Annotated in this window: 16 protein-coding genes, 1 tRNA gene and 2 rRNA genes; 18 read left to right on the top strand and 1 reads right to left on the bottom strand. The window is 48.2% G+C overall.

Annotated elements, in window-relative coordinates:
- Nucleotides 1-97 precede the first annotated feature (97 nt).
- The 11 genes from MHB49_RS30630 (at nucleotide 98) to pssA (ending at nucleotide 13,767) form a co-directional block, all read left to right on the top strand.
- Nucleotides 98-173: transfer RNA gene (locus MHB49_RS30630), tRNA-Ala, on the top strand.
- 208 nt (nucleotides 174-381) lie between these two features.
- Nucleotides 382-3,310: ribosomal RNA gene (locus tag MHB49_RS30625) — 23S ribosomal RNA — on the top strand.
- Nucleotides 3,311-3,494: 184 nt separating this feature from the next.
- A 5S ribosomal RNA gene (rrf, locus tag MHB49_RS30620) occupies nucleotides 3,495-3,611 on the top strand.
- Nucleotides 3,612-3,824: 213 nt separating this feature from the next.
- Nucleotides 3,825-5,000: an enhanced intracellular survival protein Eis gene (gene eis / locus MHB49_RS30615; RefSeq protein ID WP_405154074.1), complete on the top strand. Its 1,176-nt coding sequence runs from the start codon at nucleotides 3,825-3,827 to the stop codon at nucleotides 4,998-5,000.
- Between the two features lie 471 nt (nucleotides 5,001-5,471).
- Entirely contained in the window at nucleotides 5,472-5,933 is a 462-nt protein-coding gene (locus MHB49_RS30610) for a CtsR family transcriptional regulator (RefSeq protein WP_024633618.1), read from the top strand.
- Nucleotides 5,934-5,963: 30 nt separating this feature from the next.
- Complete coding sequence (locus MHB49_RS30605; RefSeq protein WP_405154073.1) at nucleotides 5,964-6,488, top strand: UvrB/UvrC motif-containing protein; 525 nt, start codon at nucleotides 5,964-5,966, stop codon at nucleotides 6,486-6,488.
- A 28-nt stretch (nucleotides 6,489-6,516) separates the two neighbouring features.
- A complete protein-coding gene (locus MHB49_RS30600; protein ID WP_405154072.1) occupies nucleotides 6,517-7,587 on the top strand; it encodes a protein arginine kinase in 1,071 nt (356 codons plus the stop codon).
- Between the two features lie 188 nt (nucleotides 7,588-7,775).
- Nucleotides 7,776-10,238, top strand: coding sequence for an ATP-dependent protease ATP-binding subunit ClpC (gene clpC / locus MHB49_RS30595; protein WP_247899535.1), 2,463 nt, complete (start codon nucleotides 7,776-7,778; stop codon nucleotides 10,236-10,238).
- Between the two features lie 296 nt (nucleotides 10,239-10,534).
- On the top strand, nucleotides 10,535-11,902 hold the full coding sequence (gene radA, locus MHB49_RS30590) for a DNA repair protein RadA (RefSeq protein WP_405154071.1): 1,368 nt from the start codon (nucleotides 10,535-10,537) through the stop codon (nucleotides 11,900-11,902).
- Nucleotides 11,903-11,915: 13 nt separating this feature from the next.
- A complete protein-coding gene (disA, locus tag MHB49_RS30585) occupies nucleotides 11,916-12,992 on the top strand; it encodes a DNA integrity scanning diadenylate cyclase DisA (protein WP_127540919.1) in 1,077 nt (358 codons plus the stop codon).
- A gap of 43 nt (nucleotides 12,993-13,035) precedes the next feature.
- On the top strand, nucleotides 13,036-13,767 hold the full coding sequence (gene pssA, locus MHB49_RS30580; protein ID WP_405154070.1) for a CDP-diacylglycerol--serine O-phosphatidyltransferase: 732 nt from the start codon (nucleotides 13,036-13,038) through the stop codon (nucleotides 13,765-13,767).
- Nucleotides 13,768-13,891: 124 nt separating this feature from the next.
- On the opposite strand, the gene MHB49_RS30575 is transcribed toward pssA, so the two are convergent.
- Entirely contained in the window at nucleotides 13,892-14,287 is a 396-nt protein-coding gene (locus MHB49_RS30575; protein WP_247899533.1) for a DUF1573 domain-containing protein, read from the bottom strand.
- 175 nt (nucleotides 14,288-14,462) lie between these two features.
- Between MHB49_RS30575 and MHB49_RS30570 the strand changes: the two genes are divergently transcribed.
- The 7 genes from MHB49_RS30570 (at nucleotide 14,463) to MHB49_RS30540 (ending at nucleotide 21,500) form a co-directional block, all read left to right on the top strand.
- Nucleotides 14,463-15,548 carry a PIN/TRAM domain-containing protein gene (locus MHB49_RS30570; RefSeq protein ID WP_405154069.1) on the top strand — a complete coding sequence of 362 codons (1,086 nt, stop codon included), beginning with the start codon at nucleotides 14,463-14,465 and terminating at the stop codon, nucleotides 15,546-15,548.
- A 93-nt stretch (nucleotides 15,549-15,641) separates the two neighbouring features.
- Nucleotides 15,642-16,334: a 2-C-methyl-D-erythritol 4-phosphate cytidylyltransferase gene (ispD, locus tag MHB49_RS30565; protein ID WP_405154068.1), complete on the top strand. Its 693-nt coding sequence runs from the start codon at nucleotides 15,642-15,644 to the stop codon at nucleotides 16,332-16,334.
- A complete protein-coding gene (ispF, locus tag MHB49_RS30560; protein ID WP_053779226.1) occupies nucleotides 16,331-16,807 on the top strand; it encodes a 2-C-methyl-D-erythritol 2,4-cyclodiphosphate synthase in 477 nt (158 codons plus the stop codon). Before ispD ends, ispF begins: the two co-directional genes overlap by 4 nt.
- Nucleotides 16,808-16,840: 33 nt before the next feature.
- Nucleotides 16,841-18,304 (top strand): glutamate--tRNA ligase, encoded by a 1,464-nt coding sequence (gltX, locus tag MHB49_RS30555; protein ID WP_405154067.1) that lies wholly within the window; start codon nucleotides 16,841-16,843, stop codon nucleotides 18,302-18,304.
- A 579-nt stretch (nucleotides 18,305-18,883) separates the two neighbouring features.
- The gene (cysE, locus tag MHB49_RS30550; RefSeq protein ID WP_247899529.1) at nucleotides 18,884-19,549 is read left to right on the top strand and encodes a serine O-acetyltransferase; all 666 of its coding nucleotides are present in this window, start codon (nucleotides 18,884-18,886) and stop codon (nucleotides 19,547-19,549) included.
- A 29-nt stretch (nucleotides 19,550-19,578) separates the two neighbouring features.
- A complete protein-coding gene (cysS, locus tag MHB49_RS30545; RefSeq protein WP_405154066.1) occupies nucleotides 19,579-20,979 on the top strand; it encodes a cysteine--tRNA ligase in 1,401 nt (466 codons plus the stop codon).
- Complete coding sequence (locus MHB49_RS30540) at nucleotides 20,976-21,500, top strand: Mini-ribonuclease 3 (protein WP_405154065.1); 525 nt, start codon at nucleotides 20,976-20,978, stop codon at nucleotides 21,498-21,500. The genes cysS and MHB49_RS30540 overlap by 4 nt, the downstream gene beginning before the upstream one ends.
- Nucleotides 21,501-21,529 lie beyond the last annotated feature (29 nt).

Here is a 21,529-nt window from a genome sequence, read left to right as displayed (position 1 = left end):
GAGAATCGTTTCCCGAGTGGAAACATTCAAATAGCAGACTAGATCTGCAACAGCAACACAGTTACATATCCATTTGTTCAGTTTTGATGGAATTTGAGGGGCCATAGCTCAGCTGGGAGAGCGCCTGCCTTGCAAGCAGGAGGTCAGCGGTTCGATCCCGCTTGGCTCCACCAAAGAATTTCGTCTATTTAGCTTGTTCTTTGAAAACTAGATATCGAAACGAAATATGCGAATTAGAACATTCCTTTAAGCTGATCTTGTGTAAACAAGTGAAGTGTTTATAAGGTAGACTGCTATTGCGATGGTATCGAATGGGGAGCGACTTTTGGCTTTGGAAGTAGTCCAAAACAAGCGGAGCGAGCCATCGAAACCGGAGCAACTGGTTAAGCTACTAAGAGCACACGGAGGATGCCTAGGCGCTAGGAGCCGATGAAGGACGTGGCGAACAACGAAACTGCCTCGGGGAGCTGTAAGCAAGCTTTGATCCGGGGGTGTCCGAATGGGGAAACCCAGCTGGGGTAATTTCCAGTTACTCGTAACTGAATACATAGGTTACGTAGAGGCATACCAGGGGAACTGAAACATCTAAGTACCCTGAGGAAGAGAAAACAATAGTGATTCCGTCAGTAGCGGCGAGCGAACGCGGAGAAGCCCAAACCAGAGAGCTTGCTCTCTGGGGTTGTGGGACGTCTCACATGGAGTTACAAAGGAGCCGGTTAAACGAAGAGGTCTGGAAAGGCCCGCCAAAGAAGGTAAAAGCCCTGTAGTTGAAAGTTGGCTCTCTCCGAGACGGATCCCGAGTAGTGCGGGGCACGTGAAACCCCGTATGAATCCGGCAGGACCATCTGCCAAGGCTAAATACTTCCTAGCGACCGATAGTGAAGCAGTACCGTGAGGGAAAGGTGAAAAGCACCCCGGAAGGGGAGTGAAATAGAACCTGAAACCGTGTGCTTACAAAAAGTCAGAGCCCGTTTTAGGGGTGATGGCGTGCCTTTTGTAGAATGAACCGGCGAGTTACGTTCCCGTGCAAGGTTAAGGTGAAGAGCCGGAGCCGCAGCGAAAGCGAGTCTGAATAGGGCGAATGAGTACGTGGACGTAGACCCGAAACCGGGTGATCTACCCCTGTCCAGGGTGAAGGTGCGGTAACACGCACTGGAGGCCCGAACCCACGCACGTTGAAAAGTGCGGGGATGAGGTGGGGGTAGCGGAGAAATTCCAATCGAACTCGGAGATAGCTGGTTCTCCCCGAAATAGCTTTAGGGCTAGCCTCGGAAAACAGAGTCGTGGAGGTAGAGCACTGATTGGGTGCGGGGCCCGCAAGGGTTACCAAGCTCAGTCAAACTCCGAATGCCATAGACTTACTTCCGGGAGTCAGACAGTGAGTGCTAAGATCCATTGTCAAAAGGGAAACAGCCCAGACCATCAGCTAAGGTCCCCAAGTGTGTGTTAAGTGGGAAAGGATGTGGAGTTGCACAGACAACCAGGATGTTGGCTTAGAAGCAGCCACCATTGAAAGAGTGCGTAATAGCTCACTGGTCGAGTGACTCTGCGCCGAAAATGTAACGGGGCTAAACACACCACCGAAGCTATGGCTTGATGCTTTGCATCAGGGGTAGGGGAGCGTTGTATAAGGGTTGAAGGTGTACCGTAAGGAGCGCTGGACATTATACAAGTGAGAATGCCGGTATGAGTAACGAAAAGATCAGTGAGAATCTGATCCGCCGAAAGCCTAAGGGTTCCTGAGGAAGGCTCGTCCGCTCAGGGTAAGTCGGGACCTAAGGCGAGGCCGAAAGGCGTAGTCGAAGGACAACAGGTCGAAATTCCTGTACCACCGTAAGCCGTTATGAGCAATGGGGGGACGCAGCAGGGTAGTGACGCGGACTGATGGATGTCCGTCTAAGCAGTGAGGCTGATGTGTAGGCAAATCCGCACATCGTTAAGGCTGGGCTGTAATGGGGAGCGAAAATTATAGTAGCGAAGGTCATGATCTCACACTGCCAAGAAAAGCCTCTAGCCAGGTGATGGTGCCCGTACCGCAAACCGACACAGGTAGGCGAGAAGAGAATTCTAAGGCGCGCGGAAGAACTCTCGTTAAGGAACTCGGCAAAATGACCCCGTAACTTCGGGAGAAGGGGTGCCCCGGTAGTGTGAATAGCACGAGGGGGCCGCAGTGAAAAGGCCCAAGCGACTGTTTAGCAAAAACACAGGTCTGTGCGAAGCCGTAAGGCGAAGTATACGGGCTGACGCCTGCCCGGTGCTGGAAGGTTAAGGGGAGCGGTTAGGGAGTAATCCCGAAGCTGTGAACCGAAGCCCCAGTAAACGGCGGCCGTAACTATAACGGTCCTAAGGTAGCGAAATTCCTTGTCAGGTAAATTCTGACCCGCACGAATGGCGTAACGACTTGGGCGCTGTCTCAACGAGAGATCCGGTGAAATTTTAATACCTGTGAAGATGCAGGTTACCCGCGACAAGACGGAAAGACCCCATGGAGCTTTACTGCAGCTTGATATTGAATTTGGGTACGATCTGTACAGGATAGGTGGGAGCCTTTGAAGCCGGAGCGCCAGCTTCGGTGGAGGCACCGTTGGGATACCACCCTGATCGTATCTAGGTTCTAACCTGGTACCGTAATCCGGTGCGGGGACAGTGTCAGGTGGGCAGTTTGACTGGGGCGGTCGCCTCCTAAAGAGTAACGGAGGCGCCCAAAGGTTCCCTCAGAATGGTTGGAAATCATTCGAAGAGTGCAAAGGCATAAGGGAGCTTGACTGCGAGACCTACAAGTCGAGCAGGGACGAAAGTCGGGCTTAGTGATCCGGTGGTACCGCATGGAAGGGCCATCGCTCAACGGATAAAAGCTACCCTGGGGATAACAGGCTTATCTCCCCCAAGAGTCCACATCGACGGGGAGGTTTGGCACCTCGATGTCGGCTCATCGCATCCTGGGGCTGAAGTAGGTCCCAAGGGTTGGGCTGTTCGCCCATTAAAGCGGTACGCGAGCTGGGTTCAGAACGTCGTGAGACAGTTCGGTCCCTATCTGTCGTGGGCGTAGGAAATTTGAGAGGAGCTGTCCTTAGTACGAGAGGACCGGGATGGACGTACCGCTGGTGTACCAGTTGTTCCGCCAGGAGCACCGCTGGGTAGCTATGTACGGACGGGATAAGCGCTGAAAGCATCTAAGCGTGAAGCCCCCCTCAAGATGAGATTTCCCAGTATGTAAGACCCCTTGAAGACGACGAGGTAGATAGGCTGGGGGTGGAAGTGCAGCAATGCATGGAGCTGACCAGTACTAATCGGTCGAGGGCTTATCCAAATATGCAAGTTGTAAGTCGCAGATTTCGTTTCGGATCTAGTTTTCAGAGAATAAACTCTGAAATGAAAATCGGTACATCACGGAAAGTGTGTATGATTTTCAGTTCCACAACCGCTGAACCATTCATCCACACAGCCGTGTCGGACCGAATGGAACGCGAACGCATTTGTTGCACAAATGCTCGTTTGGTGGCGATGGCGGAGGGGTTCCACACGTACCCATCCCGAACACGACCGTTAAGCCCTCTAGCGCCGATGGTACTTGGACCGCAGGGTCCTGGGAGAGTAGGAAGTCGCCAAGCAAAGAACCACTGCCGATGTAATTCGGTGGTGGTTTTTATTTGCGTGTTTTTACTAAATTACATGATAAAAAGTTAATCCCTGAGAGATGCTCGTGCATCTCTTGTTTGACTTTGTCCTGTTCCTCTGACACACTCATAAATGGATACATACATCACGTATCAGGCCATGATTTTGAAAGATATCATAACTTAGAGAACGGGGTGCAGGACGACATGCAAATTCAGAAATTAACCGCAGATGATTTTGAGCCAGCTATGGCACTCTCCGAGTATGCTTTTCAAATGGTAATGAGTGAAGAACAAACGGAGAAGCGACGGAGTCAATTTGATTCACAGGATATATGGGGTGTATTTGAAGAAGGACAATTGGGCGCCAAACTTCACATTATCCCTTTTCAAACCTATATTCATGGGAGATCGTTCGAGATGGGTGGTATTGCAGGAGTAGCCACATGGCCAGAATATAGACGCAAAGGCTGGGTAGCTGGGCTGTTGAAGCATGCGCTGGAGGAAATGAATCGTAACAAACAAAGTATATCGTTTTTGCATCCGTTCTCTTTTGCTTTTTATCGGAAGTATGGATGGGAAACGTATGTTGAGTTTAAACGATATAGAGTGCCTACAGCTCATTTGCCTGCGAAAAAGGTAACCTCTGGAACGATTCGGCGCGGAAATCCCGGCCTCAGCATTTTCAAGGAAGTATACGGTGCCTACGCTGAGCGCTATAACGGAACCTTGATCCGGGATGATGCGAGATGGGAGAATTCGGTTCTCACTAATGGAACAAGGCAGAAAGCCGTATATTATGATGAAGCTGGTAAAGCACAAGGCTATATTTTATATGAGGTTAAGGAAAGAAAGTTTACTATTAAAGAGATCATTTATCTGAATGAAGAGGCAAGACAAGGTTTATGGACCTTTATTGCTAACCATGATTCCATGATTGAGGAAGTCACTTTACAGGCACCAGCCAGTGATTTGCTTGCATTTCAATTGGACAATCCGCGGATTCAGCAGGAAATTGTACCTTTCTTTATGGCACGTATTGTGAGTGTAGAACAATTTATTTCGCAGTATCCTTTTACGAACCCAGATTCACCATTACAGATTACTCTCCAGGTAGAGGATGCCTATGCACCATGGAATGAAGGGGTGTGGCAGTTGAACGTGGCGATGAACGGTACAGCTTCCATTTGGAAGACATCTGAACCGGGAGCTCAAGATCATATTGTTAAAGTAGACATTCAGGCGCTCACCGCAATACTGATGGGGTATCGCAGACCAACCGAGATGGCTCAAATAGGTAGAATTGAAGGACCGACAGGAGCGATTAAGGCTTTGGAACAAGCGGTTCCTAAACGTGAAACGTATTTGCTTGATTTTTTCTGATCCTCATAGTGTCACGAAAGCGTTCGTATCAATTTCATAGACTTAACTTGTATAGCATTACGTTGCTAGTATGAGACAAATGGACTTCTCCAGCTCTTTTGGAGAGGTTTTTTTGTGTCAGCCGAATATTTCGTGTAAAATCGTAAAAAATGAATAGTGCTCCCTCTTGGCAAAACCACAAAATATGCTATAATGTATATAAAGTCAAAGAAAGTCAAAGTCAACTAAAGGTTAAATACTTATGTAGCTTTCTTTCTGCAATCCGGTGGTGGGAGCCATTTTAAAGGGAGTATACATCAACGGATAAAAGCAATATTAAAGGACCTTCGAGCGTCCTTCGCTCTCCTGTTAAGACCGTTGAAGATCAGTTTCGCTGTTTCCTTGATTGGTTAAATGGGTTGAGAAGGTGTACTCTGTAGGGGCGTGTGGGTCCTTATTGACTTAACGTTTCAGACAGTGGAGGATGAGTGGATGCGTAATATCTCTGATATTATCGAACAATATCTGAAGAGTATTTTGCATGAAAGTCCCGAAGGAATGGTTGAAATTCAACGTAATGATCTGGCTGACCAATTTTCATGTGTGCCTTCACAGATCAATTATGTCATCAGCACCCGATTTACACTCGAAAAAGGTTACCTTGTAGAGAGTAAACGTGGCGGAGGCGGTTATGTTCGCATACAGCGGATTGAATTGCCGGCTCACTCGGCTCTGCATAACCATTTGCACCATAGCATTGGTGATGAGATCGGGCAGACAGCTGCCGAAGGTCTGATCTATCAGCTGGAAGAAGCACGTTTCTTGAGTAAAAGGGAAGCCGGGTTGATGCGAGCAGCTGTATCAAGAGAGATTATATTGGTCAAACTTCCTTACCGGGATCAAATTCGTGCCAGAATGTTGAAGGCGATGTTAATATCTTTGCTCGGTAAATGAAAACTATCGGGATCAAGGGGGTACATCATTGTGCTGTGCCAAGAATGCAACAAACGTCCGGCAACACTCCATTTCACGAAGATCGTGAACGGAGAGAAGACGGAATTCCATATTTGTGAGTCATGTGCTCGTGAAAAAGGGGAAATGATTCCCGGAACAGCAGGCGGATTTTCCATTCACAACTTATTGTCAGGGCTGCTTGATTTTGAACCCTCAGGCAAGAATGGCAGTGCTGGAGCACCACCTGCGCAATCTCTTCGTTGTGAAGAATGCGGCATGACCTATTCACAGTTTAGTAAAATCGGCCGCTTTGGCTGTAGTTCTTGTTATAAATATTTTGACAGTCGTTTGGACCCGCTATTCAAACGGGTTCACGGCAGCACTTCCCACGTGGGTAAAGTGCCTGCGCGAGCTGGTGGTCGCATCAAGGTCAAAAGACAAATTGCTGATCTGAAACGGGATCTTCAGGAGAGCATAACGCAAGAGGAGTTTGAAGAAGCCGCTCAAATTCGTGATCAGATCAGGGAACTTGAAAAAGAAATAGCTGAGGAGTAAAGTTTGTGATGAGTAGGAGGGATGCGTAATGCCTAATCTGCGCTTTACAGAGAAAGCGCTTAGCGACTGGATGCGCAGTGATGCGGCTGATTCCGAAATCGTCATTAGCAGCCGGGTCCGGATCGCACGCAACCTGCAGCATTATCCGTTTCCGATGCTGGCTTCCAATGAGCAATCGGAAGAAGTGCTGAATAAGCTGAGCGAAGTACTTCAATACGATGACGTTCATGCCTTTGGAGATTTTCATACCCTGGATCTGATTGATATTGATGACCTTGACAAAAGGGTGCTGGTGGAGAAACATTTAATCAGTCCCAGTCTTGTGAACGAATCCAGAAATGGTGCTGTTATTCTCAGTGAGGATGAGTCGGTCAGTATTATGATTAATGAAGAAGATCATCTTCGTATCCAGTGCCTCTATCCGGGGTTCCAGGTGAAAGAAGCCTGGGAGAAAGCTTCCGCCATAGATGATGCTTTTGAAGCGCATGTGGATTATGCTTTTGATGACCGCAGAGGATATTTAACCAGTTGTCCTACGAATGTAGGTACAGGTGTAAGAGCATCTGTCATGATGCATCTTCCCGCTTTGGTGATGACACAGCAGATTGGCCGCATTCTAACCGCAGTCTCCCAAGTCGGACTGACTGTACGGGGAATTTACGGTGAAGGCAGTGAGGCCATGGGTAACCTGTTCCAAATTTCGAACCAGATCACACTGGGGCAGACGGAACAGGAAGTCATCGATAACCTGCATAGTGTTGTGTTACAGATGATTGGGCATGAGCGTACCGCCAGAGAACGGTTAATTACCGACTCCAGACTGCGGATTACCGACAGGGTTATGCGATCTTACGGCATTTTGTCCCATGCAGCCATTATGGATTCAAAGGAAGCTGCACAGCGACTGTCTGATGTTCGGCTTGGTGTGGATCTCGGCTTGTTGGACGGCTTGTCCATAACCGTGATGAACGAGTTGAATGTGATGACGCAGCCGGGCTTTTTACAGAAAACATTTGGGGAAGACATGCGGACAGATGAGCGTGACATATATCGGGCGCAGTTGATCCGTGATACGATCAATGCAGCCAATCAATCATAGGTTGTTTAAGAGTGGTGTATAAAGGTTTCACGCCGCATTTGCGGCTTTTATATAATAGAGCATTTTCAATCAATGAATGCTTAATGATTTTATTCGCAGCACGGCTGCAAACAAAAATGATATGAAGAATACGGTGGGATCCTTTTAACAGCCCCCGTTTTATCCAAAACCATGGAGGTGCAGGAGATATGATGTTTGGAAGATTTACGGAACGGGCCCAAAAGGTGCTCGCATTGGCACAGGAAGAAGCTGTCCGTCTTGGTCATAATAACATCGGTACAGAGCACATTCTGCTCGGCCTCATTCGTGAAGGCGAAGGCATCGCAGCCAAAGCGCTGATCGGCCTGGGACTCGGATTGGAAAAAATTCAAGATGAAGTAGAAACGCTGATTGGCCGTGGCCAAGAGCAACCTACGAACATTGCATATACGCCTCGTGCGAAAAAAGTAATTGAACTGTCTATGGATGAAGCTCGCAAATTGGGCCATACCTATGTAGGTACAGAGCATATTTTGCTCGGATTGATTCGAGAAGGCGAAGGGGTTGCGGCACGTGTGCTGAACAACCTGGGTATTAGTTTGAACAAAGCACGCCAACAAGTATTGCAACTGCTTGGCAGCAGTGAAGCCGTATCCAGTCATAACGGTACGCCTGCCAATGTCAGCACACCAACACTGGATAGTCTGGCGCGTGATCTCACGGCATATGCCAAAGAGAACAACCTGGACCCAGTGATTGGACGTAGCAAAGAAATCGAGCGTGTTATTCAGGTATTGAGCCGTCGTACCAAGAACAACCCAGTACTGATTGGTGAGCCTGGTGTGGGTAAAACAGCCATCGCTGAAGGACTTGCGCAAAAAATCATCGCCAACGAAATTCCGGAAACTTTGCGTGACAAACGTGTCATGACTTTGGATATGGGTTCCGTTGTTGCAGGTACAAAATATCGCGGTGAATTTGAAGATCGTCTGAAAAAAATTATGGATGAGATTCGTCAAGCGGGTAACATCGTCCTGTTCATCGACGAATTGCATACTCTGATCGGTGCAGGCGGTGCCGAAGGCGCAATTGATGCTTCGAACATTTTGAAACCGGCTTTGGCCCGTGGAGAATTGCAGTGCATCGGTGCGACAACACTGGATGAATACCGCAAATATATCGAGAAAGATGCTGCCCTGGAGCGTCGTTTCCAACCAATTACAGTGGATCAGCCTTCTCCTGAGGAAGCAATTCAGATTTTACACGGTTTGCGTGACCGTTATGAAGCGCATCACCGGGTGAAAATTACGGATGAAGCGATTGTTCAGGCGGTTAAACTGTCTGACCGGTACATTACAGACCGTTTCCTGCCAGACAAAGCGATTGACCTGATTGACGAGGCGGGTTCCAAAGTAAGATTGAACTCTTACACGATCCCACCAAACCTCAAACAGTTGGAAAGCCGTCTCGAAGATATCCGCAAGGAAAAAGACGCAGCGGTTCAAAGTCAGGAGTTCGAAAAAGCAGCTGCTCTGCGTGATACGGAACAAAAAATCCGTGAAGAGCTGGATGTAACGAAGAACCAATGGAAAGAAAAACAAGGTCGCACGGATTCTGAAGTAACCCCTGAGGATATCGCACAAGTGGTAGCCAACTGGACTGGAATTCCGGTAAACAAGCTGAAAGAAGAAGAAACACAACGCTTGATGAACCTGGAGTCTATCCTTCATGAACGTGTCATTGGCCAAGATGAGGCTGTGAAGTCCGTCAGTCGTGCAGTTCGTCGTGCTCGTGCTGGACTTAAAGATCCGAAACGTCCGATGGGTTCGTTTATCTTCCTGGGTCCTACCGGGGTAGGTAAAACCGAGCTGGCTCGTGCTCTTGCAGAAGCCATGTTCGGCGATGAAAATGCAGTCATCCGGATTGATATGTCCGAGTATGGTGAGAAGCATTCCACTTCAAGACTTGTCGGAGCGCCTCCGGGATATGTGGGCTATGAAGAAGGTGGACAGCTGACAGAGAAAGTTCGTCGTAAACCTTACTCCGTGGTCCTGCTCGATGAGATCGAGAAAGCACATCCGGAAGTATTCAACATCTTGCTGCAAGTGCTTGAGGATGGTCGTCTGACCGACTCCAAAGGTCGCGTCGTAGACTTCCGGAATACGCTGATCATTTTGACATCCAATGTGGGTGCAGAAGCGATCAAACGTAACTCTACACTGGGCTTTACAGCAGTAGTGGATGCAGGTGCGGATTACGATAACATGAAGGGGAAAGTAATGGATGAGCTGAAGAAAAGCTTCCGTCCTGAGTTCCTTAACCGGATTGATGAAATTATAGTGTTCCACTCTCTTGAAGAGAAACACATTGCTGAAATTGTCTCGCTTATGAGTGAAGAGCTACGCAAACGGCTGCGTGAGTATGAGGTTGACTTCGAGCTTACGGACAATGCCAAGGCTTTCCTTGCCAAAGCAGGCTTTGATCCAGCCTATGGTGCACGTCCGCTTCGTCGGGCGATCCAGAAGCATATCGAAGACAAATTGTCTGAAGAGTTGCTCACCGGTAACGTAACTAAAGGTGATTCGCTGCTCATCGATGAAGAGAACGGAGCGTTGTCTGTAACGAAAAAAGATGCTGTTGTTCCTTCCACTGAGGAAATCGAAACGAAATAACTGACACTAACTAGTGAATAGCTGGTGATACTGAGTTTAATGTATAAAACAAAAATCCTTCCTGGCTTTGTCGGGAAGGATTTTTGTGTTTTGGGCCAGTCATAGACCTAAAACAGATGTTTACCAGAAAACAAACGTTGAATTGGCTATGAACATGTGTAAAGTTTGCGATAATCCTTTACGAAAAATCTCAAACAATGGTAAACTTTTAGTAACCCTGCACGTCAGGGAGTTGAGGGCAAAATTCGTCGAAAAATGCAAAATGCTGTTATAAAATAAATCCTAGGAGTGCTGAAGTGGCCAAAGTTAAAACCAAGTTTCAGTGTACGGAATGCGGCTATGAAGCCCCCAAATGGTACGGCAAATGTCCGGGTTGTCAGTCTTGGAATTCAATGGTGGAAGAAATCGAAACGGTGGTCAAAACACAAGGGAGAAATTCACCTCTTTTTGAGAGTAAAGATAAGCCACTTCCCATCATAGATATAGATAGCGGTCAGGAACCGCGTGTACAGACTGGAATTGAAGAGCTGAACCGTGTTTTGGGCGGCGGAATTGTTCCAGGATCTCTCGTTCTGGTGGGCGGAGACCCCGGAATCGGAAAATCAACATTGATGTTGCAAACCTCTCATGCATTGACTCATTCAGGTTTGCGCGTGTTATATGTCTCAGGCGAGGAATCAGTTAAGCAAACAAAATTGCGGGCTGACCGTCTGGGTGCGCTGTCTCCTGAGTTATATGTACTATGTGAGACAAATATGGAGCGGGTCGAGGAAGCGGTGGAGCAGATCCAGCCGCATTTTCTTGTCATCGACTCGATTCAGACCGTATATCTGCCAGAAGTCACCAGTGCACCTGGCAGTGTAGCTCAGGTAAGGGAATGTACGTCACGGTTCATGCGGATCGCCAAAGGGCGAGGCATTGCAACTGTGCTTGTGGGGCATGTTACGAAAGAAGGCGCCATTGCCGGTCCACGTATGTTGGAACATATGGTGGACTGTGTTCTTTATTTTGAAGGAGAGCGGCATCATACGTATCGCCTTTTACGTGCGGTAAAGAACCGTTTTGGTTCGACCAATGAGATTGGCATTTTTGAAATGGGCGAAGATGGACTTCGTGAAGTAGGCAACCCTTCCGAGCTCTTTTTGTCAGAACGTCCACTGGGTGTAGCGGGTTCTACCGTAGTTGCCAGCATGGAGGGCACACGTCCTCTGCTTGTGGAATTGCAGGCATTGATTTCAACCACACATTTCCCTTCTCCCCGGCGTATGGCAACAGGGGTAGATCTCCATCGATTAAACCTGATTATTGCGGTACTGGAGAAACGGATGGGCATGTTCTTGCAAACGCAGGATGCTTATCTGAACGTAGCTGGTGGTGTGAGATTAGATGAGCCGGCAGTAGATTTGGCTGTTGCGATCAGCATCGCATCCAGTTTGAGAGACGTACCGACCAAGCCGGATGACGTCATCTTTGGCGAAATCGGTTTGACGGGTGAGGTTCGGGCCGTTTCACGGGCTGAACAACGTGTAAAAGAAGCCCAAAAGTTGGGTTTTAAGCGTGTTATTTTACCAGAAAAAAGCTTAAAGGGCTGGAAACATCCTCGCGGGATACAACTGATCGGTGTGAATACCGTGGCAGATGCACTAGCGGTTGCTTTAGATTAGGGGGCATAACAAGATGAAGGATTCGAGCCAACTGGATAATATGAACGAATTGTTAAGGCTGATCGCACCAGGTACACCTTTCCGCGAAGGTCTGGAGAACGTGCTGCGTGCTAAGACGGGTGCACTGCTGGTTGTAGGATACAGCCCTGAAGTGATGGAAGTGGTGGACGGAGGATTCTCAATTAACTGTGATTTCTCCCCGAACTATCTGTATGAACTCGCCAAAATGGACGGTGCCATTATCCTTAGCGAGGATTTAAAGCGTATTCTATATGCCAACACTCAGCTCATTCCTGACTCATCCATTTCTTCATCTGAGACAGGGATTCGTCACCGGACGGCAGAGCGTGTTGCGAAGCAAACGGGCAAATTGGTCGTATCCATATCGCAACGTCGGAATATTATTACCTTGTATCAGGGAACGCTTAGATATTCCCTCAAAGAAATCGGGGTTATTTTGACCAAAGCGAATCAAGCGATTCAAACCCTGGAGAAATACAAGGCAGTATTGACACAGTCCCTTACGAATCTAAGTGCTTCCGAGTTCGAGGAACTGGTGACAATTCCTGAGGTAGTCAATGTCATTCAGCGTACGGAAATGGTGATGCGTATCAAAACGGAAATCAAACGTTATATTCATGAACTCGGCAACGAGGGACGTCTGATCTCCATGCAGATGGAGGAACTCGTCGGTACAACGGAGGAAGAAGCCTGGTTGCTGTATAAGGACTATGCCCGTGATGATAGTGATGAGAAAATTCGCGAGATTATTGTAGGCCTGAAAAGATTGTCGGACGATGAATTGCTGGATGCACATCATATCGTACGTTTGCTGGGATATCCTTCTTCAGCTGCTACATCCGAAGATTCGGTTGCACCTCGCGGATATCGGGTATTAAATAAGATCCCCCGCTTGCCGAATGTCATTATCCATAACCTGGTGGATCAATTTGAGCAATTGCCTCATGTCATTATGGCTACAATTGAAGAGCTGGACGAAGTGGACGGGATTGGAGAGGTACGCGCCCGCACCATTAAGGAAGGTCTCAAGCGTTTGCAGGAACAGATGTTTATTGACAGACAAATGTAAGAGTTTTCCTATAACCGCATGAAAATAATGAGGTGAAACAACGATGTTAACCAGATTCATTCCGAATCTCTTTACCTTGGGTAATCTGTTTCTTGGAATGATGGCAATCCTGCTTGCAATTGATGAGAAATATAGTTTAGCTGCCATTTTGGTCATTGTTGCCATGTTGCTGGATGGTCTGGATGGCCGTGTGGCACGGGCACTGAATGCCCAAAGTGAGTTTGGTAAAGAGCTGGATTCCTTGTCTGACATGGTTTCATTTGGGGCAGCTCCAGCGTTGATTATATTCATGGTCTCGTTTCAGGATGCAACTCCGGTTCTTGCCTGGATCGCAACCGCAAGCTTTCCAATTTGCGGGGCCATCCGTCTTGCTCGGTTTAACGTTCGCCCCGGTATCCCCGGATACTTTACAGGTTTACCGATTCCAGCTGCGGGAGGGGTACTGGCTACTCTTTCCCTGTTTAACAAGGATATCGGTCCGGTGAGTATGATGATTGCCACGTTGCTGTTATCGTATCTGATGGTAAGTTCCCTGAAATATCCCAATTTCAAAAAGGTTGGTCTGCCGCGTAAAGCGATCTGGATTGCACCTTGGGTTATCATCTTTGCGGTAGTGGTGGCGGTCATGTTTCCAGAGCAACTGTCCAAATTGATCTTTATTCCACTTGTGTTATACGCTCTTTATGGGATGAAGCATAATATGCGGACAGCAGCCTCACGTAACCGGGCCAAAAAGCGTAAAGAAGAGAAGTCTTCCCGTCCTTCCGATCGATAGGTATTTCATTATTCCGGAAAATAGAAAGAAAGCACGTACGCTCCTGAACGGAGAATACGTGCTTATTTTTGTTTTCCAAATCTATACGGTAACTTAAAACCATTTGCAACGAAATACGTATTGTTTACGACAAGTTGAACATCCCTAACGTCGAACATTTCTGTGACTCGTGATTTACGACTTCTTCCATGTTGATGTCCAGCAGATTGCAGAGAGCCGACATATAAAACAGGTTTCGCCCCAGTTCAGAGCTGATTACCTCTTTACAATTCTCACACAATTCACCTTCCACATGCGTTTCCAGCAGCCCTTTGGATTGAGCAATATTGCTCTCCGGGGCATATTTCTGCTTGGTGGCGTGCAGCTCAATGCAGCCGCATTCGGTAATGGCCTTGGACACAGCACGGTTGACAGAAGCTCCGGCTTGTCCTGTTTTGGACAGTACATCAATCAAGCTGCGATGACGCAGCAACAGCTCGGAAACTTGATCCTGAAAAGCCTGTAAACTTAGCGTACTCATTTTTGCTACTCACCTCGGGATATGAATTGAATTCATTATATGCCAATAATTTACCTTCTTTCAACTGACGATTTCAATATTTCCAAAAAGTTCTTGTAAAGCGGGATTAGCAATCCGGGAATTGGATCATACTGGATATAAAGATGAAGATACATTGAAGGAGGTGCAGGGACTTATGTGGAAAAAAGGCATTTTAACTTTTACAGGATTGTGCGGTGCATGGTTCGGCTACACGGCATATCATCTGGCAGGAAAATCTGTCCCTTGGATGGCTGAATGGATTCAGTCAGCAGGATTACTGGGGGCTGGGGTATCCATCCTACTAGGAGCTGTATTGTTTATGTCCGTGTGTAACATCGGTGGAACGTTGATGGCAACCAGACTGCATAATAGTATTGATTCCTTGGCAAAAGTACCGATGAATGAATTGGCTGCAGGTACGGCAGGGACAGTTGCAGGGCTGCTGGTGGCTTTGCTGTTATATCCTTGTGTAGCATGGTTGGGTACGGCCGGAGAAGTGCTGCAGGTGGCGCTGACGGTCGTAAGTAGCTATACAGGCTACATGCTTGCAATGGCGAAGAAAGACGATCTGGCGGCCTTCTGGATGTCAGGACGCTGGGGTCATCCCGAGGTGGACGAGGACAGGCGGCTGGAAGAGCATAAAATTTTGGATACCAGTGTAATTATCGATGGTCGCATCGCAGATATATGCAAAACCGGATTTATCGAAGGAACGATTGTAATCCCGGAATTCGTTCTGGAGGAATTGCAGCACATTGCTGATTCATCGGACTTGCTCAAGCGGAACAGAGGACGGCGCGGGCTTGATATTCTGAATAAAATTCAGAAGGAATTGGACGTCAAAGTGCTCATCTACGAAGGGGATTTCGAGGAAATTTCCGAAGTGGACAGCAAGCTGGTCAAGCTCGCCAAGGTGCTTCAGGGCAAAGTTGTCACTAACGACTTCAACCTGAACAAGGTCTGTGAACTGCAAGGCGTATCCGTGCTGAACATCAATGATCTCGCCAATGCGGTTAAGCCGGTGGTATTGCCAGGTGAGGAGATTATGGTACAGATTATCAAGGATGGTAAGGAACATGGTCAAGGTGTAGCCTATCTGGATGATGGTACGATGATTGTGGTGGAAGGCGGACGTGAGTATATCGGCATGATGATGGAAGTGCTGGTGACCAGTGTGCTGCAGACGTCTGCAGGACGAATGATTTTTGCCAAGCCGAAACTGTTGGAAAAAGCCCAATAAAGCGGTATGATGGGTAGTGTATCGTTAGAGCTTATAATATAACTGTATTATATCTCTAAACGGTAAACTGACAGACAAGGCAGGGATTGCGGCATGGATAAAGAGTGGGGTGTTGTCATTGTGGCAGCAGGTCGGGGGACCCGGATGGGAACAGCCGAAAGTAAGCAGTTTCTGCTGCTGCAGGACAAGCCCGTTTTCATACATACGCTCGAAGTGTTTGCGGCTTTGGACGAGGTCAGCGAAATGGTGCTGGTCACAGGAGCTGTCGATGTTGAACGCTGCCAGGATTGGGTAAAAGAATACCGACTGGAATCACGTGTCCGTGTCATCCCCGGAGGGAAAGAGAGACAGCATTCAGTCCACGAAGGCCTTAAGGCACTAGGGACAGACTGGGTCCTCGTTCACGACGGGGTACGCCCTTTTATAAACTGTGAGCAGATTATGGGGTGTATGAAGGCTGCCATGTCGAGTGGAGCAGCTGTCCTGGCTGTTCCAGTGAAGGATACGATCAAACAAGTCAATGCGGATGGAATCGTTACAGCGACGCCGGACCGCAGCAGTCTGTGGAGCATTCAAACCCCGCAGGCTTTTCGTCTTTCTTCACTGCTGAATGCTTATGAATCGGCGGACCGGGACGGATTTCTAGGAACGGATGACGCAATGCTGGCTGAACGCCAGGGAATGTCGGTTAAGGTTGTGGAAGGCAGTTATACGAACATCAAATTAACGACGCCGGAAGATTTGAAATACGCCGCATTTTTGCTGGGGGGAGAGAAGAAGCGATGATACGTGTAGGACAGGGATTTGATGTACATCAACTGGTAGAGGGACGCCCATGCATTATTGGCGGAGTCACGATCCCTTATGAGAAAGGACTACTGGGTCACTCGGACGCAGACGTGCTGCTGCATGCTATCAGTGATGCCATTCTTGGCGCACTTGCACTTGGGGACATTGGCAAACACTTCCCGGATACCGATCCGGAATTCAAGGACGCCGACAGCCTGAAACTGCTGGAGCATGTGTGGCAGTTGGTGAAGGATCGCGGATACCGTCTGGGAAACATCGATTCAACCATTATTGCACAGAAACCGAAGATGGCACCTTACGTTCCGCAGATGGCCGAGGTGATTGCGAAGGCACTTGAAGCGGATGTAACTCAGGTGAATGTCAAAGCGACAACAACAGAGCAACTGGGATTCCCCGGACGGGGAGAGGGTATAGCTGCCCAATCGGTTGTTTGCCTTGTTCGCGTGTGATATCATCAACCAATTAGAGACGGAGGGGATATTATGAGCACTGAAGTTCGCGTGCGTTACGCGCCGAGTCCAACGGGACACTTGCATATCGGGAATGCCCGTACGGCGCTGTTTAACTATTTGTATGCCAAACATAATAACGGCAAATTCATTATTCGTATTGAGGATACGGACGTGAAACGCAATATTGCCGGTGGTGAGGAAAGTCAGCTGAAATATTTGAAATGGCTCGGAATCGAATGGGACGAAAGTATTGATGTCGGCGGCGAGTACGGACCATATCGTCAGACGGAACGTCTGGACATCTATCGCAAATATACGCAGGAACTGCTGGACAAAGGTCTGGCTTATCGTTGTTATTGCACGGAAGAAGAGCTGGAGCAAGAACGCGAAGAACAGACAGCACGTGGAGAAACCCCGCGTTATTCGGGCAAACACCGTGATCTGACACCGGAGCAGCAGAGTGCATTTGAAGCAGAAGGCCGTGTGGCGAGCATTCGTTTTCGTGTACCGGAAGAACGCATTTATACGTTTGATGACATGGTCAAAGGAACAATTTCATTCAACAGCAAGGAATCCGGCGACTTCGTCATTGTGAAAAAAGACGGCATTCCCACATACAACTATGCAGTTGCTGTGGATGATCACCTGATGAAGATCTCTCACGTTCTGCGTGGCGAGGATCACATCTCTAACACACCGCGTCAACTGATGATCTATGAAGCGCTTGGCTGGGAGCCGCCGCAATTCGGTCATATGACGTTGATCGTGAATGAAAACCACAAAAAGCTGAGTAAACGGGACGAATCCGTTATTCAGTTTATTGAACAATATGATCAGCTCGGCTATCTGCCTGAAGCGATGTTTAACTTCATCTCCCTGCTTGGCTGGTCCCCTGAAGGAGAAGAAGAGATCTTCTCGCAGGAGCAGTTAATCTCCATTTTTGACACGAAGCGTCTGTCCAAGAGCCCGGCGGTATTTGATACCCACAAGCTGGCTCACTTGAACAATCACTACATCAAAAATGCGGACCCGGATCGCATTGCTGAAATGGCGATTCCACATCTGCAAAAAGCGGGACGTATTGCTGCTGAGCTCTCACCTGAACAAAAAGAATGGGCATACACGCTTGTTCATCTCTACCAGGAGCAAATGAATTCTGCCTCTGATATCGTGGAATTGTCGGAAGTGTTCTTCCGTTCACACCTGGAGCTGGAAAGTGAAGGGGCTGCTGTACTCGCTGAGGAACAAGTACCAACCGTGCTGAAGGCATTTGCTGACAAAGTACAGGCCAGCGACGAATTTACACCAAGCAAAATGGCTGCGCTGATCAAAGAAGTTCAGAAGGAAACCGGATTTAAGGGTAAACAGCTGTTTATGCCGATCCGTGTAGCTCTTACAGGTCAGACCCATGGTCGTGATCTTAACCAAACGATTGTACTGCTTGGCCGCGATACGGTTATCAATCGATTGCATGCTCAGGTAAAAGGCGCGTAAGCAACGTCCTTGTTTAGTATACTTCGACTTAAGGATGGAACTTCGTTTATACCGATATGAAGGAAGATTGTTGTCAGTCCATGACCTTTTCGCTATAATAGCAACACAAAGGTTAAATGGCATGATTTTATCATTCATCATAAAAACAGCAAAGACCGGGAGAAGTAGGCTGAACCGGACAGATTCAGAGAGGATGGCCCCGCAGTAAAATGCGGTGGCTGTGAGCCATCCGCTGTCCAACAGTCGAAATGCACCCGTGAGCTGCACAGCCGAATCCGGCCCCGCCTCTTGTTATGTAGGAGAGAGGAAAACGTCAGGATAGGTTGTGACGGTTGGTTCCCGTTACGGAACTGTTGAGGGTTCATTCTTGTACAAGGATATGAGGCGGCTATAACAAGCTCCCCGGTTCTTGTATGTTATTAAGGCATGAACCGAGCAGAGTGGGACCGCGATAAACGCCTCTGCAGCTTAATAGCTGCAGGGGCGTTTTCTATTTAGGTCGAGTCAGAAGTACACTACCATGAGGGCCGCGCCATCCGGTAAGCCGGAGACGAAGACCTGAACAAGAGGGGAACGAGCATGTTCAAGAAGATCAGATCAGATATCCAGGCGGTGTTTGAAAACGATCCAGCGGCCCGGGGATGGTTTGAAGTTGTATTTACTTACTCGGGGCTGCATGCGATATGGGCGCACAGGGTGGCACACTTTTTATACAAGCGGAAATGGTTTTCTTTCGCCCGGTTCATTTCACAGGTCAGCCGTTTTATGACAGGCATCGAAATCCACCCTGGGGCTACGATCGGTAATCGGTTGTTTATAGACCATGGAATGGGCGTTGTGATTGGGGAAACATGTGAAATTGGCGACGATGTTGTCATCTATCAGGGGGTCACACTTGGCGGAACGGGTAAAGAAAAAGGGAAGAGACACCCGACAATTGGCAATAATGTGGTTATCTCATCTGGGGCCAAGGTGCTGGGTTCTTTCAGCGTGGGGGATCAATGTAATATTGGTGCGAACTCGGTTGTGCTGAAGGAAGTCCCTTCAAACAGCACGGTTGTAGGCATACCGGGCAGAATCGTGAAGCAGGACGGCCGCCGGGTGGACCGTCTGAACCAGCAGCTTCCCGATCCGGTCATCGATTCCCTGCGCAGTATGCAGCAAGAAATCGAACGATTGCGCGAAGAAGTGCGTACTCTGCAGAGTAGCCGTGAAAGTGAGTATTCCCGTGGTACAATAGAATAATGATGGAAACGGATGAAAGGAAAGTGACTATGACGCTTCAAATTTACAATACGATGAGTCGTACCAAAGAAAATTTTGTTCCCCAAGAGCCAGGGAAAGTGAAAATGTATGTGTGTGGACCAACAGTGTATGATTACATTCATATCGGGAATGCACGTCCAGTTATCTTTTTCGACACGGTTCGCGGATACCTGGAACAGACCGGTCATGAGGTGAACTATGTCGTGAACTTCACGGATGTCGATGACAAACTCATTCGCAAAGCCGAGCAGCTCGGCACGGATGTTCCTCATGTCGCCGAGAAATTTATTGCAGCTTACTACGAGGACCTTGAAGGGTTGGGTATTCCGAAAGCAAGCAGTAATCCAAGAGTGACGGAAAACATGCCGCTCATTATTGATTTTATCCGTGAGCTGGTGGAGAAGGACTTCGCCTATGAAAATGGCGGTGACGTATATTATCGCACAGGCAAATTCGCGGAGTACGGCAAATTGTCGAAGCAGAACCTTCAGGAATTACAGTTCGGTATTCGTATTGGGGTTGATGAACGCAAAGAGCATCCGGAAGACTTCGTACTCTGGAAAGCTGCAAAGCCAGGTGAGATTTTCTGGTCCAGTCCATGGGGCGATGGTCGTCCGGGCTGGCATATCGAGTGCTCTGCCATGGCACGGGAATACCTGGGGGATACGTTGGATATTCACGGCGGAGGACAGGATTTGCAGTTCCCGCACCATGAGTGCGAATGCGCTCAATCCGAGGTGTTGACTGGAAAACCACTGGCAAACTACTGGATGCATAACGGGTTTATCCGTATTGATAACGAGAAAATGTCGAAATCACTCGGCAACGGCGTGCTTGTTAAAGACCTTCGCAATCAATATAAACGCGAAGCCATTCGTTATTTCATGTTGTCTACTCACTATCGTAATCCGTTGAACTTTACGGAAGATACGATGGAACAGGCACAGAATAGTGTGGACCGGATTGCCAATGCCGTAGGTAATCTTAATCATCGCTTGCAGGCTGTAAGCGTGGATCAGGCTGTGTCAGCAGAGTTGGCAGCGAAACTGGAGCGGATTCGTCAGCAGTATCATGAGAAAATGCAGGACGACTTCAATACGCCTGATGCGATTACGGCACTGTTTGAATGGGCTGGGGAAGCTAATCAACTGCTGCAGCAAGATGTGGTAAACGCTGCAGACATTCGCGCTCTGCTGGAATTGTTCAGTGAGCTGAATGCGGTGCTTCGCATCTATACTGAGGCTGAACCGGAACTTTTGGACGAAGAAATTGAACGTCTGATTGAAGAACGTAACGAAGCGCGCAAGTCCAAAAACTGGGCGCGGGCTGATGAAATTCGGGATGAACTGTCTGCCCAGGGCATCTTGCTTGAGGATACCGCTCAAGGAATGAGATGGCGTCGCAAATGAGCGAAGAACAACTGAATAAGTTGTCTGAAACCGTCGAACATGCCGAGCAACTGGAGGAACAACAGACAGATGAACAATCTCTGAGCGTTGACCAGGGAGGGTGGTTTCCTTATCCGCCCTCTCGGCCTGCACGGTTGATTCCCCCTATCGCTCTCGCCTACATTGGTGATGCGGTATATGAGGTAGCCGTAAGGCAGTATCTGTTATCCAAAGCCAATATGCGTCCCAACCATCTGCACCGTAGTGCGACGGGTTTGGTATCGGCGAAGGCACAGAGCCGTATTCTCACAGGTATTGAGGCTGAGCTGACCGAGGAAGAACGTGACATTGTAAGACATGGTCGTAATGCCAAGTCTGGCAGTATTCCCAAAAACGCAGATGTTTTGGAATATAGACATGCCACAGCTCTGGAGTGTCTGATCGGTTACTTGTATAGCAGTGGTCGGCATGACCGCATGATTGAACTAATTCGCCGGGGCATCGAGCATGCGGAACAACATTCGCAATCACCGACAAAATAATATAAATTACAACAAAGCCGCTTCTGTAA

Source organism: Paenibacillus sp. FSL K6-0108 (genome assembly GCF_045040695.1).
Taxonomy (GTDB): Bacteria; Bacillota; Bacilli; order Paenibacillales; family Paenibacillaceae; genus Paenibacillus; species Paenibacillus pabuli_B.
This window is presented reverse-complemented; position numbering and strand designations above follow the sequence as displayed.

Excerpts from the sequence above, each read along its gene's own strand:
- eis (WP_405154074.1), top strand. The coding sequence starts at position 3,825 with ATGCAAATTCAGAAATTAACCGCAGATGATTTTGAGCCAGCTATGGCA.
- MHB49_RS30610 (WP_024633618.1), top strand. The coding sequence starts at position 5,472 with ATGCGTAATATCTCTGATATTATCGAACAATATCTGAAGAGTATTTTG.
- MHB49_RS30600 (WP_405154072.1), top strand. The coding sequence starts at position 6,517 with ATGCCTAATCTGCGCTTTACAGAGAAAGCGCTTAGCGACTGGATGCGC.
- clpC (WP_247899535.1), top strand. The coding sequence starts at position 7,776 with ATGATGTTTGGAAGATTTACGGAACGGGCCCAAAAGGTGCTCGCATTG.
- disA (WP_127540919.1), top strand. The coding sequence starts at position 11,916 with ATGAAGGATTCGAGCCAACTGGATAATATGAACGAATTGTTAAGGCTG.
- pssA (WP_405154070.1), top strand. The coding sequence starts at position 13,036 with ATGTTAACCAGATTCATTCCGAATCTCTTTACCTTGGGTAATCTGTTT.
- MHB49_RS30575 (WP_247899533.1), bottom strand. The coding sequence starts at position 14,287 with ATGAGTACGCTAAGTTTACAGGCTTTTCAGGATCAAGTTTCCGAGCTG.
- MHB49_RS30570 (WP_405154069.1), top strand. The coding sequence starts at position 14,463 with ATGTGGAAAAAAGGCATTTTAACTTTTACAGGATTGTGCGGTGCATGG.
- ispD (WP_405154068.1), top strand. The coding sequence starts at position 15,642 with ATGGATAAAGAGTGGGGTGTTGTCATTGTGGCAGCAGGTCGGGGGACC.
- ispF (WP_053779226.1), top strand. The coding sequence starts at position 16,331 with ATGATACGTGTAGGACAGGGATTTGATGTACATCAACTGGTAGAGGGA.
- gltX (WP_405154067.1), top strand. The coding sequence starts at position 16,841 with ATGAGCACTGAAGTTCGCGTGCGTTACGCGCCGAGTCCAACGGGACAC.
- cysE (WP_247899529.1), top strand. The coding sequence starts at position 18,884 with ATGTTCAAGAAGATCAGATCAGATATCCAGGCGGTGTTTGAAAACGAT.
- cysS (WP_405154066.1), top strand. The coding sequence starts at position 19,579 with ATGACGCTTCAAATTTACAATACGATGAGTCGTACCAAAGAAAATTTT.
- MHB49_RS30540 (WP_405154065.1), top strand. The coding sequence starts at position 20,976 with ATGAGCGAAGAACAACTGAATAAGTTGTCTGAAACCGTCGAACATGCC.